Genomic DNA, 16,286 nt, shown 5'->3' on the forward strand with positions numbered 1-16,286 from the left:
GAGGGGTCTGACATGCTGGGACCCCAAGTCCCAGCGCGCAATACCCTGACGCGCGGCATTCAACCACGCCCCGCCTTCGTGTCTATACGAAATCACGACTCCGGGCGACTCTCCCCCAAGATGCCAAACTGGAAACCAGTGACTCCGACCACCTCACCCTCACGGCGAGCCGGCCCGATACTCTCGCGCCTGCTCGCGGCACCCGCGCGCCGGGAGCGTGTCACCCATGTAGAGCACGTTCCCGCACGTCAGGCGGGCGAAGCGCGTTGGCCCGACTGGGTCGACGAGCTTCTTGTAAGCCGTCTGCGAAATCAGGGCGTGGACGGCCTCTGGGAGCATCAGGTGACCGCCGCCGAGCTGGTTCATCGTGGCCAAAACGTGATCATTGCCACAGGCACGGCTTCGGGAAAATCACTCGCCTACCTGGTGCCGGCCGTGTCGGAGATACTCTCCGGGGGTTCCGTCCTCTACCTCACGCCGACCAAGGCGCTCGCCGCCGACCAGTCGCGGACGTTGAGAGACTTAAAGCTCGCGCAGTTGCGGGCCGCCACCTACGACGGGGACACCCCGCCCGAGGAGCGTCAGTGGGTGCGCCGGCACGCCAACTACGTGTTGACCAACCCCGACATGCTCCACCGGTCGATGCTGCCCCACCACTCGTCGTGGTCGTCCTTCTGGCGGAGGCTGAGGGTGGTGGTGATCGACGAGTGCCACGGGTACCGCGGCGTGTTCGGCTCGCACGTGGCCCAGATCGTCCGCCGTCTGCGCCGGATCTGCGCGAAATACGGCTCTGATCCGGTGTTCGTCCTCGTCTCGGCTACGGTCAGCGACCCAGCGGCTGCGGCGATGCGCCTCACGGGCCTTGAGATGGCCGAGGTGACCACGGACGCCTCTCCCCGGGGTTCCACTACGTTCGCGCTGTGGGAGCCGCCTCTGACGGACCTGCGGGGCGAGGGCGGCGCACCGGTCAGGCGCACGGTGACGGCCGAGACCGCCGACCTGCTGTCCGATCTGGTGATCGACGACGTGCGGACCCTCGCCTTCGTCCGGTCCCGCCGCGCCGCCGAGACGGTCTCGCTGATCGCCCGGGGCAATCTTGAGGAGATCTCACCCGAGCTTCCGGGCCGGGTGGCCGCCTACCGGGCCGGGTACCTCGCCGAGGACAGGCGCGTGCTGGAGAAGGCGCTGCGATCGGGCTCGCTCATGGGGCTGGCGACGACCAACGCCCTGGAGCTCGGAATCGACGTCTCCGGGCTGGACGCCGTGCTCATCGCCGGGTGGCCGGGCACGCGGGCGTCGCTGTGGCAGCAGGCCGGGCGCGCCGGCCGCGACGGCCAGGACGCCCTGGCGGTGCTGATCGCCCGTGACGACCCCCTGGACACCTACCTCGTCCACCATCCCGAGGCCCTTTTCGGGCAGCCCGTCGAGGCGATCGTGCTTGACCCGGACAATCCGTACGTCCTCGGGCCTCACCTGTGCGCTGCCGCGGCCGAGATCCCCCTGAGCGAGGCCGACCTCGCCGTGTTCGGCCCCTCGTCGGAAGAGGTGCTCGACGACCTCGTACGGCAGGGCATGCTGCGGCGTCGCCCGCAGGGATGGTTCTGGACCCGCCGGGAGCGCGCCGCGAACCTGGCCGACATCAGGGGCTCGGGCGGAGCCCCCATACAGGTCGTGGAGTCCTCGACGGGACGACTGCTCGGCACCGTCGACGAACCCTCCTCCCACACCGCCGTCCACACCGGCGCCGTCCATCTCCACATGGGGGACACCTATCTGGTGGAACTGTTGGATCTGGACGCCGGGGTCGCCCTGGTCTCGGCCGCCGAACCCGACTACTCGACCTTCGCCAGGGACGTCACCGAGATCTCGGTGCTGGAGTCCCTGCGATCCCACCCTTTCGGGCCGGGTGAGCTGCACTTCGGCACAGTGGAGGTGACCCGGCAGGTCGTCTCCTTTCTCAAGCGCCGCGTCCAGACCGGGGAGATCCTCGGCGACGAGCCCCTGGACCTGCCGCCTCGCACCCTGCGCACGCGGGCCGTGTGGTGGACGCTGCCCGACGACGCCGTGGCCCCCCTCCTCGCCGACGGCCTGGACCTCGGCGGCGCGGCTCACGCGGCCGAGCACGCCTCTATCGGCCTGCTCCCGTTGTTCGCCACCTGCGACCGCTGGGACATCGGCGGCGTCTCCACGGAACTGCACCTCGACACCGGGCTTCTCACGGTCTTCGTCTACGACGGGCACGAAGGCGGAGCCGGGTTCGCCGAACGCGGCTACGCACGCGCCCTCGACTGGCTCACCGCCACGCGCGAGGCCATCGCCTCCTGCGAGTGCGAACGAGGCTGCCCCTCCTGCATCCAGTCCCCCAAATGCGGCAGCGGCAACGAACCCCTGGACAAACAAGGCGCCCTCCGCCTCCTGGCCACCCTCCTCCCCACCCCCTAACCCCGCTCCGACCCGACCCGACACCGCTCCTCACCACCCCGGTCAACAAGCACCCACCCCGAACCCGGCCCCCTCACCACCCCGGATCAGCGAGAACCCACCCCGAACTCGGCCCCTCACCACCCCGACCAGCGAGAACCCACCCCGAACTCGGCCCCTCACCACCCCGACCAGCAAGCACCCACCCCGAACCCGGCCCCTCACGACCCGGGTCAGCGAGAACCCACCCCGTACTCGGCCCCTCACAACCCGGTCAGCGAGGACCTGCTCGGGACTCGGCGACGGCGGGGCGCTCGCCCAGCCCGGGAAGAACCAGCCGGACGGCGACTCGCACGTCCACGACTCCGGCGCGAACCACGCATCGCGTGATCGAAGCGTGGTTGGTCTCCGCCAGGGCCCGAGCGCGCCCACATGCCTTCTCGGGAGCGGCGAGCGCCTGGACCGCAGCCGCCAGGGCACTGAGATCAGCGGCCGACTGGGCACGATGCCGCGCTATTCGGGCCGCCCCGACGAACAACACCGTTGCCGCAAGAAACCAGATCAGCACCATCAACCCGACGACCCACACCGCAGCCGCGCCCCGCTCCCCAAACCTCCCACCCGCGCCCGCGCTCCGCAAAGTTCTCATCCGCGCCGCGCTCCGCAAAGCTCTCACCTCGCTCCGCGAACCTCCCACCGGCGCCCCGCTCCTTAAGACTCCCTGTCACACCCCTCCCTGTCACACCCCTCCCTGTCACACCCCTCCCTGTCACACCCCTCCCTGTCACACCCCTCCCTGTCACACCCCGCTCCCCAGAGCTCCGACCGGCACCCCGCTCCCTGAATCTTCCAGTCGCACTCCGCTGCCCAGAGCTCGCACCAAGGAGTCCACCGGTGAAGTCGTCAGTGTGCTTTTCATGATCCATCCATAGGTCCTCCCAGCGGGGAGCTCGCCGGGAGGTCTCCCGAAGGAGGAGCATCCGCTCCTAGCTCGGTGGCGGAACTCGCAGAGGCTCCTACCGGGACCGCCGGGACTGCGATCACCCAGCTTGGCCGGACTGAGGTTGAAATGGTCACCCGGCTCAAGGCGGAATCGCGGGTCACCGAGACGATGGCCCCTTCCGGTGCGGCGCGAGCGGCTGCCTGCCTTACCGCTTCGAGTGACTCCCCTCTCGCGGCAGCCCGGGCCCCGGCCCGGGCGGCGTCGACACATTCGAGCTGAGCCGTCACCGCCGCGATCGCCCACAGCGCCGCTCCCAGCACCAGTACCAGCGACGGAAGCGCCACCGCCATCTCAGCCGTGACAGAACCCCCATCGGCTCGCACGAGCCCACGGCGCTCGGCCGTAGCTCTTCCGTACGAGTGCCTCTGCGCGACTTCGACTCGTTCGGCTGAACCAGGTCGAGGCTTCATTTCCACCCCCTTGTCAGGGCTACAGAGCTTGACCAGGGCTACAGAGAGCGGGCAGTAGATGGGCCGAACAGCGGCGGAACATCCAGTCCTGCTCCGCCGCCGAACGACTTCGGGCACTGAGACGGCTCTCACGCCATCTGCTCGGAGGAGGCGGTCCTCACGCCGTGCGATTCACAGCCCGGCTCCTTCATGGCTGGGAGCCTGCTTTCATCCGGCGAGTCTCAGGGCCCGGCTGATGATGTCGGTCAGCATCTTTCGTACCTCCGGGCTGCTTACGATCTTGAACAGCAGGCCCGCGAACGCGCAGGCGGCGATGGTGCCCACCGCGTACTCGGCGGTGGACATGCCCGCCTCCGATCGCGTGCGCGCCACCATGGCGAGGTTGCGCGCCGAGGCGCGGACAGCGTCCAGTCGCTTGCGCAGACGCTGCTCGATCACATGGCCCTTCCTGATCAGCGCCGCTCCCAGCGTGCGCCGACCGCACTCACGGATCCACCTGCGCATCGGACCTCCCCTTGAGTCGTCATCGCGGCCGTGTGGATGACCCGCACCGGCCCCAACAGGTGAGATCAGGTTGGCCCAAACGAGGTACGCGACCTGTGGCCGAACCGGATTCTGTGGATAACCGCCCGCCCCTCATCGGAGTATGTGGAGAACCGCCGGCGCCTGTGGAGAACGTCCTTGGAGCCTGTGGAGGTCTTTCGTGCATGCGAAGAAGGACCTCGGTGCCGGCGAGGTCTTCGGTACCTATGGAGAGGGCCCGTGGAGAAGGGTCCCTGGGGGCCTGGGAGAGCTTCAGTGCTGCGGGGAGGGCCTTCGGCGGGCCAGGAGGTCCCCGGTGCCGTGAGCGGGCTTCGGTGCCCCTGAGCAGGCTTCGGTCCCTGCGGAAAAGCCCTCTGTTCCCCACGGACGAGAAGGAGCCGGCAGCCTCGCCGGCCGATGGGTCAGGTGCCGAAGACCTGGGCGGCGAGTCCGGCGACGACCGGGATGATTCCCAGGAACACGAAGGCGGGGAGGAAGCACAGGCCAAGGGGCGCGACCGCCTGGACTCCCACACGTCGCGCGGCGGCGGACGAGGCGGCCCGGGCCTCGTGGCGGGCGTCATCGGCGAGCCTTGACAGCACGTCGGCGACGGGCGCCCCGCTGAGCGAGGCACGGGTCATGCCGCGGGCCAGGGCAGCGAGAGGGCGATCATGCTCCAACTCCGACCAGGCGGCCTCAGGCAGCGCTCCCAGCCGCAACTGGCCGTTCACCCACGCCAGACGGTCGCCCAGGGGACCGCCCATCGCCCGGCCCGCTGACTCAACCGCCCCCGTGACGGGTTGACCCGCCCGTAGACAGGCCACCATGAGGTCGATCGCGAACGGGAGATCGGCGGTGACGCGTGCCTGCCTTCGTCGCACCTCGCCCGGTTCTCCACGAGAGGCGACCACCGCCATGACCACACCGATGCCGGCGCCTCCGACCAGGCCCAGTAGCGCACCGGTGAGGAGAAGACCTCCCAGCGCGGCCAGAAGCACGGAAAGGCCCCCACGTAGCGCGTGCCGGCTCCGCTCCTGCTTCGTCGGGACTCCGGACAGGCCAGAGGGACGCGTTCGAGTGAGGCCGGCGGAGGCGGGCGGCGCATCCGGCGGCCGGCCGTACATGCTCAGGCGGACGAGGCGCTCGGTGGGATTCCACGGCGTCAGCCACAACCATGTGGAAAGTGCCGCGAGCCCGGCGGCGAGCAGGATGCCCATAGGTCAGTCCGACGGATGGGTTCGCTGGGCGCGTGCTACCAGCCGGTTGGTCCACCACACGCCCGTAAGGTCCAGCAGCACGCCCGTACCGAGGCAGGCGAAGCCCGCCGGGCCGCCGAACAGGAAGGAGAGCGGCCGCAGGCCCAGCCCGGCCGCCAGCAGCAACCCGAGCACCGGGAGACCCGCGAGCAGCCGGGCCGTGGAGCGGGGACCGGCCAGTTGCGACGCCACCTCCGAGCGATGGGCCTCCGCTTCCCTCAGGGAAACGCCGACACGTTCGACCAGCGCCGCCAAGCCTCCCCCCACGGTGAGGCTGACACGCCAGCAGGCGGCGAGCCGAAGCAGACCTTCCCCTCCGTGGTCGGGCGCCGCCCGTTCTAGGGCCGTGGCCACGTCTCCGCCGTCGCGCGCGATGGCGACCACGGGGCGAAGCACGCCGGGGTCGGGAGGTTCGAGGCAGGATGCCGCCCGGGACAAGGCCTCCCCAGGCGTGCGTCCGGTGGCGAGCTCGGCGACGAGGCCCTGGCACAACTCGATCGACGCCACGCGCCAGGCCGCGGCCTCGCGGGCCCGGCTCGGTCGACGGGCGAACCGCAGGAAGGGGGCCACGAACCGCGATCGCATCCCATCGCGCGAACGGGTCAGCGAGAGCATCCGGGCCGTTTCCGGATCAGGACCTGTCCACAGCAGGGCAGCGATCACGGCCAGGAGCACGCCTGCCACCAGCACGCGAACCTCTCTTCCAGATCAGATCGATACGCGGCACCAGCGAGCGCCGGAGCCGGTGGTTGATGGTCAGAAGCCCGGGGCGGCGCCGGGGGCTCTGGACAGGAGGGATGGAAGGGCGGGGCCGGGCCGGGGCTCACCTGTGGGAGGGAAGGTGAGGGCCGGGAGCACCCGGACCAGCCCTGACGGCTCGCGATCCGTGAGACAGATCTCGGCGACCCTGCGCCGCCCTCCTCGGGGCTCACGGACCACGTGGATCACCGCGTCGAGCGCCGCCGCGATCTGGCTGTGGACCGCCTCACGGGTCAGCCCCGCGGCGCAGGCCAGCGCTTCCAGCCGAGCGGGCACATCGGCGGGGTTGTTCGCGTGCAAGGTGCCGCAACCGCCGTCATGGCCGGTGTTCAAGGCGGCCAGAAGATCGACGACTTCGGCTCCGCGCACCTCTCCCACCACCAGGCGGTCAGGCCGCATGCGCAGGGCCTGCCGGACGAGGTCTCGCAGGCCGACCCCGCCGGCTCCTTCGAGGTTGGACGGTCGCGTCTCCAGGCGGACGACATGTGGATGGAGTGGGCGGAGCTCCGAGGAATCCTCGACGAGAAGCAACCGCTCGCCTGGATCGGCCAGCGAGAGAAGCGCGGACAACAAGGTGGTCTTCCCGGTGCCTGTGCCGCCGGTCACCAGGAAGGCCAGCCGGGCGGCCATGATCGCGCGAACCGCGACGGCGCCCTGACCCGGAACCAGCTCCTCCAGCGTGAAGGACCTGCGCGGTGGAAGCCGGAGAGACAGGCACGTGCCTTCGGGGGCGACGGGCGGCAGGACGGCGTGGAGCCGCACTCCACCCGACAGCCGCGCGTCCACATACGGGCAGGCGTCGTCCAGACGCCTTCCCGCCGCCGCGGCGAGCCTCTGGGCGAGCCGCCGGACCTCGTCGTCACCGGAGAACACCACCGAAGTGCGCCGCAGGCCGTGGCCGTCGTCGGCCCACACCTCACGGGGGCCGTTGACGAGCACGTCGGTGACCTCGGGCTCGGCGAGCAACGGTTCGAGGGGCCCCGCACCGATCAGGTCGGCACGCAGGGCACGGGCGACCGCGAGGATCTCGGCGTCACCCAGCACCGCCCGCTCGGCGCGGAGGGCGGCGGCGACCTGGGCGGCCGAGGGATCGGCGCCCGTACGGGCGAGACGCACCCGGACGGCCTCCACGAGCTCCGGTGACACCATGCCACGGCTCATCGGAACTCCAGGGTGCGAAGGAACTCGGCGCAGAAACGACCCAGAGGAGTGCGGTCGCCCAGCGGGGGCGCGTCTCCGCGGTTCAAGACCTCGGCGAGGCCCCTCTGATCGGGCAGGACTCCCGTACACGGCAGGCCGAGGGATGTGGCGATCACATCGTGACGCAGCGATCCGCCTCGGACCACCGCGCCCAGGGCCGAGGTGTGCCGGCGCAGTTCGATCAGCACCTGGGACGCCGCGAGCACTCCCCTGACGTCGGCGGGCACGAGAAGCAAGGTCGAGGCCGCCCGTGACAGCGCCTCGGCCGCTGCCGGGCCCACGTGGCGAGGAAGATCGACGACGACCAGATCGCATCCTCTGCGGGCCGCCTCCAGCACCGCCCGCATCGCCTCGGGAGGAATGGGCGGGGACTCTCCACGGTGCCACGACAGCACGGTCAGCTCGCCGATCGTGGGCAGGGCCTCCTGGAGGGCGGTGAAGCTCACCCGGCCTTCTCGCTCGACGACATCGGGCCATCGCGCGCCGGTGGCCTGCTCCTGGCCGAGGACGACGTCGATGCCGCCGCCGAGGGGATCAGCGTCTACGAGCAATGTGCGCAGACCCCGGCGTGAGCCCGCGAGGGCGAGGGAGGCGGCGAGCACGCTCGCGCCCGCGCCGCCCCTGCCGCCGATGACGGAGACCGTGTGCCCGGCCCTGACCATGGGCTCGGAGGCCTCGGCGAACTCGTCGACCAGCTGTCGCTCTGCGGCGGGGAGCTCCAGAACGGCCCGCGCGCCGACCGCCACGCATCTTCGCCAGACCGAGGGGTCCTCGGGTGCGCGTGTCACCAGCAGCACTCCTTGCCGGGGTGGCGGGCCGGTGGCCGCCAGCGCGTCGGCCGCGTCGGTGCCGACGACGACGAGCGGCGCCCGCTTCCAGTAGGGCCGGGCGTGCGTGGCCGCGTGGGCGACGTCGATCTCCACGCCGGCCGCGGCGGCGACGCGGAGAAGGTCGTCGAGCAGATCCTGATCTTCGGTGATCACCAGGGGACGGTTCACGTGTGGGCCTCCCTGCCGTTGGGAGGCCCACCTTGCGCGATCTCGCCCCGGGCCCATCGCGCCGAACCGCGTTCTGGGGATAACCCGATCGTCAGGCGACGCCTGCGCGGGCGGTTCTGGCGGAGACCATGTACGCGGCCGGCCCCAGGCGGAAAGGGTGGCCGGAGAAAAGGGGCGACCCCCGCCGGGGGGGGAGAGCGGGGGTCGCCAACCGGTCCGGCTCCGGGGGGGTAGAGCCGGTCCCGTTTTAGAAGAAAGCCTTCATCGTTGACCGAGGCCTGGCAAGGAAGCGGCAAAAGCTAACCCAAGCACGATCGCCTCTGTCATGTGGACACCAACGTATGGTGCCCGATGAACTCAAGTTCCGTCGAGGAGCAATCTCTGTTTTTCACTAGTTTTTTTTCGCCGTAGCGGAGCGGCTACTGGAAGTGTGCGAAAAACGGCCATGGGAGTCCGATCACACTCGGTGATCGGGGTGGATTCACACGCTGATGTCAGGAAGGTCGGCAACTGCGGCGCGACAAGGCTTTGCGGCTTACCTGGGAAGCCGTCCGCGCCGGGGTCAGAGCACTCCACAACTCAGTAAAGGTCTTGCTCCGGGGGGTTCCCATCAGGCCGGATCGGACGTAGAAAGGTGGCACGGACCTAGTGTCCGAGTACGGCCGCCGGGCACCCACGCGCGACCAGCCGCGGGAGGCGCGTCGAGACGGGCTTGACCCGCTCAGACGATTTGAGGTGCACGCTTGGTAACCCGGCGTGGCGTACTGGCGACGGCGTCCCAGACCAGGGACGCCGTTCGCTTGTGTACAAAGGTTTTCGCGTTCCCTCGCCAGCAACGCAAGATTTGGCTTCCTCGCACCGTTCCGGCGAAGATGTTTCCGCGCACACGCCCCCAGACCCCAAGAACATCCTGCGCTTGCGCATGCGGGTTTCGGCGAACCCGGCCACGCGCCGACCACGCCAAGGCCAGGACCGAAATCGCCGGCCCACAGGACGGTCTCAGGCAGGCGCGGCCCCGGAGGGCGTGCCGGGTCAGCCTCGCTGGAGCGCTTCGCAGATGGCGGTGGACTCGCGAGCGCCCAGCTCCACAGCCGTTGCGCAGTGCCGTACCCAGCCCGCGACGCCCTCAGAGGTCCCCTTCAGGTACCCCCGAAGGCCCTCCCTGTAAGCCTCTCCCGAATCGGCGTGACCGACCTCGACGGCCACCAGGGACTTGGGGTCCAGGCCGAACTCGACGAGCGTGAGCCGCTCGGCCGCCCTCGCCACCAGGCCGTCGGCGGTCCCGAACGGGCGGAGCACCACCAGCTCGGCGTGGACGATGGCGGCGAGCACCAGCGCGGGAGCCTTCGTGGGGGTCGTGAGGAGCGCCACGAGCGAGGCCATCCGGGCCGCGGCGACCTCCGCCGCGGGCGCCGGCCCGAGGCCGAGCAGGTCGGACGTCGCGGGGCCTGTGCGGGGCCGCCCCAGCGGTTCTTCGCCGTCGGCGGGACCGGCGTACCCCCCCTCGCCACCTGACCCGGCGAACCCACCGCCGACATCAGACCCGAGGAACCCACCGCCCACATCACGCCCGGTGAACCCATGGCAGGCATCGATCCCGGTAAGCCCAGGGCCCGCACCCGGTTCTCCGGGCCGTCCCGCGGCACCAGGCCCGGAAGGCTCCCGGTAGAAGTCCGCGGCGGCCACGGCGTGCAGGCGTGCCAGCACCTGCCGCGGGGCCGTACGCCAGGTCTTGGACAGCCTCCCCACCTCGGAGGACGCCCGAAGGGCCCCCTGGGCGACGGGCGACCCGGCCATGCCGGACCGCAGTGACTCCAGCGGGATGTCGGCGCCCTCCAGGGCCGCCGAGGCCCGCGCGCCGCGAAGGGCCGACTCGGCCGACACCTCCGGCCCGCGCCGGCGCAGCACGCGGTGCCCGTAGAGTCGGTCGACGGCCGTACGGGCCTCCTGTACGGCCTCGGGGACGCCAGGAAGCCGGGCGATGACAGCCAGAGGGTCGCTCACGCCTCCCGACCTTACCCGCGAGTACAGTCTGTCCCGACGGCAGTGCAGGTCAACAAGGGGTCAAGGGAAGTCCAGGGGAGTGTGAGCAAAGTCGCACTCGGTTCAGAAGCGGGCCCGCGCGGAGTCAAGACGACGGCGCCCGGCGAATGCGGTGAACCGTTCGGCGCGCGGTTCGGACCGTTCAACGAGGTCCACGGAAACCCGCTCCGGCTCCTGTCACATTTATTGTTAGATATCATTCCCGCACCGAATGCGTCGTTTTTGTGACTGTCTGTAAAGTCGGTTGTGAACCACGTCAGACATGATCACCGAACGGCACGGCCGGTCCCACCTCTTGTCCCCGCCACCCCCAGCCTGGTGAAGTGGGACCCAGCCCGATCGAGCCAGGCCATGTGAAGGAGTACGTTGTGGCCCCGGAAACCCCTGGTCGCGAGACCCAGGAGACGCTGTCGAACCTGCTGCAAGAGACCCGGAGCTTCGCGCCCCCGGCAGACCTAGCGGCTTCCGCGAACGTCACGGCCGACGCCTACGACGAGGCGGCGGACGATCGTCTCGGCTTCTGGGAAAAGGCGGCCGACCGGCTGAGCTGGGGGCAGCGCTGGGAGACCACTCTGGAGTGGAATCCCCCATTCGCCAAGTGGTTCCTGGGCGGCACGCTCAACGTCGCCTACAACTGCGTCGACCGTCACGTCGAGGCCGGGCGCGGCGACAAGGTGGCGTACTACTGGGAGGGCGAGCCGGACGGCGACAACCGCACGCTCACTTACTCCGACCTCCTGCGCGAGGTCAGCAAGGCCGCCAACGCCCTGACCGAGCTGGGCGTGGGCAAGGGCGACCGGGTCGCGATCTACATGCCGATGATCCCCGAGCTGCCGATCGCCATGCTCGCGTGCGCCCGCGTCGGCGCGATCCACTCGGTGGTCTTCGGCGGGTTCTCCGCCAGCGCGCTCAGCGGGCGCATCAAGGACGCCGACGCCAAGCTCGTCATCACCGCCGACGGCGGCTACCGGAGGGGCGCGCCGAGCGCGCTCAAGCCGACCGTGGACGAGGCCGTCGCCGAGTGCCCGGGCATCGAGCACGTGCTCGTCGTCCGCAGGACCGGCCAGGACGTCGCGCGTACGGAGAAGGACATCTGGTGGCACGAGCTGGTCGACCGGCAGAGCGAGCGGCACGAGCCCGTGCAGCACGACGCCGAGGATCCCCTCTACATCCTCTACACCAGCGGCACGACCGGTAACCCGAAGGGAATCCTGCACACCACCGGCGGCTACCTCACGCAGGTCGCCTGGACGCACCACGCGGTCTTCGACCTCAAGCCGGAGTCCGACGTCTACTGGTGCACCGCCGACATCGGCTGGGTCACCGGCCACTCCTACATCGTGTACGGCCCGCTCGCCAACGGGGCGACCAGCGTCATCTACGAGGGCACGCCCGACACCCCCCACCGGGGGCGCTTCTGGGAGATCGTGCAGAAGTACGGCGTGACGATCCTCTACACCGCCCCCACCGCGATCCGCACGTTCATGAAGTGGGGCGACGACATCCCCGCGAAGTACGACATGTCGACGCTGCGCGTCCTCGGGTCCGTCGGGGAGCCGATCAACCCCGAGGCGTACGTCTGGTACCGCGAGCACATCGGCGGGAACCGCAGCCCGGTCGTGGACACGTGGTGGCAGACCGAGACGGGCGCCATCATGATCAGCCCCCTGCCGGGCGTGACCTCAGGCAAGCCCGGCGCGGCGATGCGCCCGCTGCCCGGCATCGTGGCCGACGTGGTCGACGACGAGGCCAGGTCCGTGCCCGACGGCGGCGGCGGGTTCCTGGTGGTCCGCGAGCCGTGGCCGTCGATGCTCCGCGGCATCTGGGGCGACGACAAGCGCTACGCCGACACCTACTGGTCGCGCTTCGAGGGGATGTACTTCCCCGGAGACGGCGCCAAGCGCGACCAGGACGGCGACCTGTGGCTGCTCGGCCGGGTCGACGACGTCATGCTCGTGTCCGGTCACAACATCTCGACCACCGAGGTGGAGTCGGCGCTGGTGTCCCACCCGAAGGTCGCCGAAGCGGCGGTCGTGGGCGCCACCGACCCGATCACCGGTCAGGCCATCGTGGCGTTCGTCATCCTGCGCGGCGGCGCCGAGGAGGGCGAGAACATCGCCAAGGAGCTGCGCGACCACGTGGCCAAGGCGCTCGGCCCGATCGCCAAGCCGCGTCAGATCCTGGTGGTGCCCGAGCTTCCGAAGACCCGTTCCGGCAAGATCATGCGCCGTCTGCTCCGCGACGTGGCCGAGAACCGCAGCATCGGCGACGTCACCACTCTGGCCGACAGCTCTGTGATGAACCTGATCTCCGAGAAGCTGCCCTCGGCCTCGACCGAGGACTGACGCCTGAGAGGCCCCCGGCCTCGCCGTACGGCGGTACGGGAGGAAGGCGCGGACCCGGCTGCGGGTCCGCGCCTTCCGCGCGTCCTGGACGAAACCGCTCGTGCGACCCGGCAGGGCCGTACCGCGATCACGTTCAGTAGTCTGGGGATGGTCGTGCCTAGATGTCCGGTTGGTTCTGCCGTCCGACCCGATCCGACCGATCCGACGGGATCTGACGGATCCGACGGATCCGACGGATCTTCGGTGATCGTGATAGCCGGCCTCACGATCGGGAAGTACCCGGGCATATTAGGTGGCGCGTGGTTGTCCGTACGGCCGGGTCTGGCCAGACTGTCGGAGGAGTGGGGCCGCCGTGCCTGCGGGGAGCGCGCATCACGAGCCCGATCGCCGTGGCGATCTCGCCTCATGTGCGCGTCCGAACCCGCGGACCGGACGGCGAGGCGCGACGATAAGCACCATCGCACAAGATGAATGTGTCCGGAATTTCCGTTAGGAGAGCACACATGGCCGCTCCTCCCGAGGAGGAATCGCTCGGCGCCCTCGTCGCCCAGGCGAGCCACCACATATCCACCCTGGTCCGCTCGGAGATCGAGCTGGCGAAGGCCGAGCTGAAGTTCGACGCGAAACGGGTAGGCACGGCGGCCGGGCTCTTCGGCGTGGCCGCGTTCATGCTGCACCTGTGCCTGATCCTCGCGTCGTTCGCGATCGCCTACGGGCTCGTGCAGCTCGGCATGATGCGGTGGCTGGCGTTCACCATCGTGACCGCGTTCTACCTGATCGTGGCCCTGCTGCTGGCCTTCGTCGGCTACCGGAGGCTCAAGGGCCTCGCCGGGATGAAGCGCACCACCCGGAGCCTGAAGAACCTCAAGAACGGCGGCACGCACGACGACGAGCTCGACGCCCTGGTGGGCACGGGCCCCACGCGCGTACCCGAGCCCTACCGTGGCCCCACGGCGGGGCAGGTCGGCCACCACCGCGTGCCCGTGACCGACGAGACCGACTCCCTCCCCGACCCCGGGCATACGAGCCCCCGGCCGTGAGCTACGCCATGAGCACGCGTCCCGACGAGTCGCTGGCCCGGATACCCGGGCCCTGGACCCATCGCTCCGTCCACGCGGGGAACGGGATGTTCCACATCGCGGAGGCCGGTGAAGGGCCCATGGTGCTGCTGCTGCACGGCTTCCCGCAGTTCTGGTGGACCTGGCGCCGCCAGCTCGTGTCCCTGCCGGAGGCGGGGTACCGGGCCGTCGCGGTGGACCTGCGCGGGTACGGGGCGAGCGACAAGCCTCCCCGGGGGTACGACCTGCCCGCGCTGGCGGGCAACATCTCCGGGTTGATCCGCGCGCTCGGCGAGACGTGCGCGGTCGTGGTCGGCCACGACTGGGGCGGCCTGGTCGCGTGGACGATGGGGGCGACGGACCCCAAGGCGGTGCGCCGCCTGGTCACCGTCTCGGCCCCGCATCCCCTGCGGCTGCGCCAGGCCATGCTGACCCAGCCCTTCGGGCAGCTCAAGGCCAGCGGTCACCTCTTCGGCTCCCAGCTTCCGTGGCTCCCCGAGCGGTGGCTGACCAAGGACAACGCCTCGCGCGTCGGGCAGTTGCTGGACGCCTGGTCGGGGCCCGAGTGGCCCGAGGAGGACGTCGCCGGCACGTACCGGGACGTGTTCCGCATCCCCACGGTCGCCCACTGCGCGCTGGAGTACCACCGCTGGTTCGTACGCTCGCAGCTCCGGCCGGACGGCATGCGCTACCGCAGGCTCATGCGCACCGAGATCGAGATGCCGACGCTGCAGATGCACGGCTCGCTCGACCCCTGCACGCTGCCGCGTACGGCCCAGGGCTCCAGCAGGTACGTCGCCGCGCCGTACCGCTGGCGGCTCATCGAGGGCGCCGGGCACTTCCCGCACGAGGAGCGCCCCGAGCAGTTCGACGCGGAGCTGCTGGGCTGGCTCGGCGACCCCGAGCCCGACCGGTGAGGGCACCAGGCGGGCGGCTTCCAGAGGCCGGGACGGAGCGACGATGAGCCAGGTGGGGCGAGACAGGGATCCCGCTGGACGGCCGCGTAACGCCCGTCCCAGGGACGCGCTGGGCCGTCCCCTGCCCAAGGGCGTGCCCGGTGTGGAGCGGGTCCCCGACGACTACGCGCCCGGCGCCGGCCAGGCCGTGGCCGACGCGGTCCGCTACCTCGCCGAGGAACGGCCCTTCCATGCCCACGAGGTGCTGGAGGCTCGCTGGAAGACCGGACCGGCGGAGGAGCGCGAACTCTGGCAGGGACTGGCGCAGGTCTGTGTCGGGCTCACCCACATCCAGCGGGGGAACGCCCGGGGGGCCGCCACCCTGCTCAACCGTGGTGCCGACAATATCGCGCGATACGCGCCCGAACCCCCGCGAGATCAGCCCTTCGACCTGGACGAGATGGCGCGCACCGCCCGCGACCTGGCCGAGCACCCGGCGTCCGATCCCGGCGCCGCGATCACCCGCGTGGCCGAGATCCTGAAGCTCCCCGGACGCGGCCATTGATCGAGCACCGACCTCGGCGCGTCACCGACCTGCTGACCGAGTACAGCTAGTCGCAGTCCTGGGTGTCGACGCGCGCGAGGGCGCCGCTGCCGTCGTCGGCGTCGGGCCGTACCTCCGCGGCGGTGAGCGCGTACCCGGTGTCCGGCTCGTCGGTCGCCGCGGCGAAGATCACCCCGTACACCTGGCCGCTGGGGGTGAGCAGGGGGCCGCCGGAGTTCCCGGCCTGCACCAGCCCGCGGATCGCGTAGACCTCGCGGGTGACGGTCTTGCGCGAGTAGATGTCGGACGCCTTGGCGTTCTGCTTGACGCGGATCCTGGCCGGCTTGGTGGTGAACCCCTTGCCCTTGGGGAAGCCCGCGATGATCGCGTCGTCCTGGCTCTCGGCGGTGTAGTCGAACTTCAGCGGCGACACGTCCAGGTCGGGGACGTAGAGGATGGCGATGTCCCTGTCGGGGTTGTAGAGCACGACCTGGGCGTCATGCCCCACACGGTTCTCGTCGGTGACCCGCAGCTCCTGGGTGACCCCGGCGACGACGTGCGCGTTGGTCATGATGCGGTGGGGCGCGAAGACGAACCCGGTGCCCTCGATGCGCTTGCGGCACGCGGGCGCGGTGCCCTGGACCTTGACGATCGCGCGGCGGGCCTTCTGGAGCTGGGGCCCCTTGACCACGCTCGCGTCGGGCGGCGGGACGTCGACGAACTGGCCGCCGCCGATCGCGTTGAACACCTGCGGGAACTCCGCACCTGCCGGGCACACCGCGCGGGCCGGGCACGGTCACACCGCCCAAGCCGGTCAGACCGTACGGGCCG

The 16,286-nt window shown here is 70.4% G+C and carries 14 protein-coding genes; 5 read left to right on the plus strand and 9 right to left on the minus strand.

Annotated elements, in window-relative coordinates; translation table 11 throughout:
• Positions 1-12: 12 nt before the first annotated feature.
• Positions 13-2,442 carry a DEAD/DEAH box helicase gene (locus AB0B89_RS16610; RefSeq protein ID WP_358553138.1) on the plus strand — a complete coding sequence of 810 codons (2,430 nt, stop codon included), beginning with the start codon at positions 13-15 and terminating at the stop codon, positions 2,440-2,442.
• 253 nt (positions 2,443-2,695) lie between these two features.
• Here the strand turns inward: AB0B89_RS16610 and AB0B89_RS16615 are convergent, their stop codons facing one another.
• From AB0B89_RS16615 to AB0B89_RS16650, 8 genes are all read right to left on the minus strand, one after another.
• A complete protein-coding gene (locus AB0B89_RS16615; RefSeq protein ID WP_358553140.1) occupies positions 2,696-3,070 on the minus strand; it encodes an Rv3654c family TadE-like protein in 375 nt (124 codons plus the stop codon).
• Between the two features lie 266 nt (positions 3,071-3,336).
• Entirely contained in the window at positions 3,337-3,834 is a 498-nt protein-coding gene (locus AB0B89_RS16620) for a TadE family type IV pilus minor pilin (RefSeq protein WP_358553142.1), read from the minus strand.
• Between the two features lie 207 nt (positions 3,835-4,041).
• Positions 4,042-4,338 (minus strand): DUF4244 domain-containing protein, encoded by a 297-nt coding sequence (locus AB0B89_RS16625; RefSeq protein WP_358553144.1) that lies wholly within the window; start codon positions 4,336-4,338, stop codon positions 4,042-4,044.
• Between the two features lie 440 nt (positions 4,339-4,778).
• Positions 4,779-5,573, minus strand: coding sequence for a type II secretion system F family protein (locus AB0B89_RS16630; protein ID WP_358553146.1), 795 nt, complete (start codon positions 5,571-5,573; stop codon positions 4,779-4,781).
• A 3-nt stretch (positions 5,574-5,576) separates the two neighbouring features.
• Complete coding sequence (locus tag AB0B89_RS16635) at positions 5,577-6,302, minus strand: type II secretion system F family protein (protein ID WP_358553148.1); 726 nt, start codon at positions 6,300-6,302, stop codon at positions 5,577-5,579.
• Between the two features lie 66 nt (positions 6,303-6,368).
• Positions 6,369-7,532 carry a TadA family conjugal transfer-associated ATPase gene (locus AB0B89_RS16640; protein WP_358553150.1) on the minus strand — a complete coding sequence of 388 codons (1,164 nt, stop codon included), beginning with the start codon at positions 7,530-7,532 and terminating at the stop codon, positions 6,369-6,371.
• On the minus strand, positions 7,529-8,569 hold the full coding sequence (gene ssd / locus AB0B89_RS16645; RefSeq protein ID WP_358553152.1) for a septum site-determining protein Ssd: 1,041 nt from the start codon (positions 8,567-8,569) through the stop codon (positions 7,529-7,531). The genes AB0B89_RS16640 and ssd overlap by 4 nt, the downstream gene beginning before the upstream one ends.
• Before the next feature lie 1,032 nt (positions 8,570-9,601).
• A complete protein-coding gene (locus AB0B89_RS16650; protein WP_358553154.1) occupies positions 9,602-10,573 on the minus strand; it encodes an oxidoreductase in 972 nt (323 codons plus the stop codon).
• A 407-nt stretch (positions 10,574-10,980) separates the two neighbouring features.
• Between AB0B89_RS16650 and acs the strand changes: the two genes are divergently transcribed.
• The 4 genes from acs to AB0B89_RS16670 all read left to right on the plus strand — a co-directional run bounded on the left by acs (position 10,981) and on the right by AB0B89_RS16670 (position 15,476).
• Positions 10,981-12,957 carry an acetate--CoA ligase gene (gene acs / locus AB0B89_RS16655; RefSeq protein ID WP_358553156.1) on the plus strand — a complete coding sequence of 659 codons (1,977 nt, stop codon included), beginning with the start codon at positions 10,981-10,983 and terminating at the stop codon, positions 12,955-12,957.
• A gap of 503 nt (positions 12,958-13,460) precedes the next feature.
• Positions 13,461-13,997 carry a phage holin family protein gene (locus tag AB0B89_RS16660; RefSeq protein ID WP_358553158.1) on the plus strand — a complete coding sequence of 179 codons (537 nt, stop codon included), beginning with the start codon at positions 13,461-13,463 and terminating at the stop codon, positions 13,995-13,997.
• A gap of 8 nt (positions 13,998-14,005) precedes the next feature.
• The gene (locus AB0B89_RS16665; RefSeq protein WP_358553160.1) at positions 14,006-14,932 is read left to right on the plus strand and encodes an alpha/beta hydrolase; all 927 of its coding nucleotides are present in this window, start codon (positions 14,006-14,008) and stop codon (positions 14,930-14,932) included.
• 43 nt (positions 14,933-14,975) lie between these two features.
• On the plus strand, positions 14,976-15,476 hold the full coding sequence (locus AB0B89_RS16670; RefSeq protein ID WP_358553162.1) for a DUF309 domain-containing protein: 501 nt from the start codon (positions 14,976-14,978) through the stop codon (positions 15,474-15,476).
• Positions 15,477-15,522: 46 nt separating this feature from the next.
• Here the strand turns inward: AB0B89_RS16670 and AB0B89_RS16675 are convergent, their stop codons facing one another.
• The gene (locus AB0B89_RS16675; RefSeq protein ID WP_358553164.1) at positions 15,523-16,233 is read right to left on the minus strand and encodes a MarP family serine protease; all 711 of its coding nucleotides are present in this window, start codon (positions 16,231-16,233) and stop codon (positions 15,523-15,525) included.
• Positions 16,234-16,286: the final 53 nt, after the last annotated feature.

Source organism: Sphaerisporangium sp. NPDC049002 (assembly GCF_040649355.1).
In the GTDB taxonomy this organism is placed as follows: domain Bacteria; phylum Actinomycetota; class Actinomycetes; order Streptosporangiales; family Streptosporangiaceae; genus Sphaerisporangium.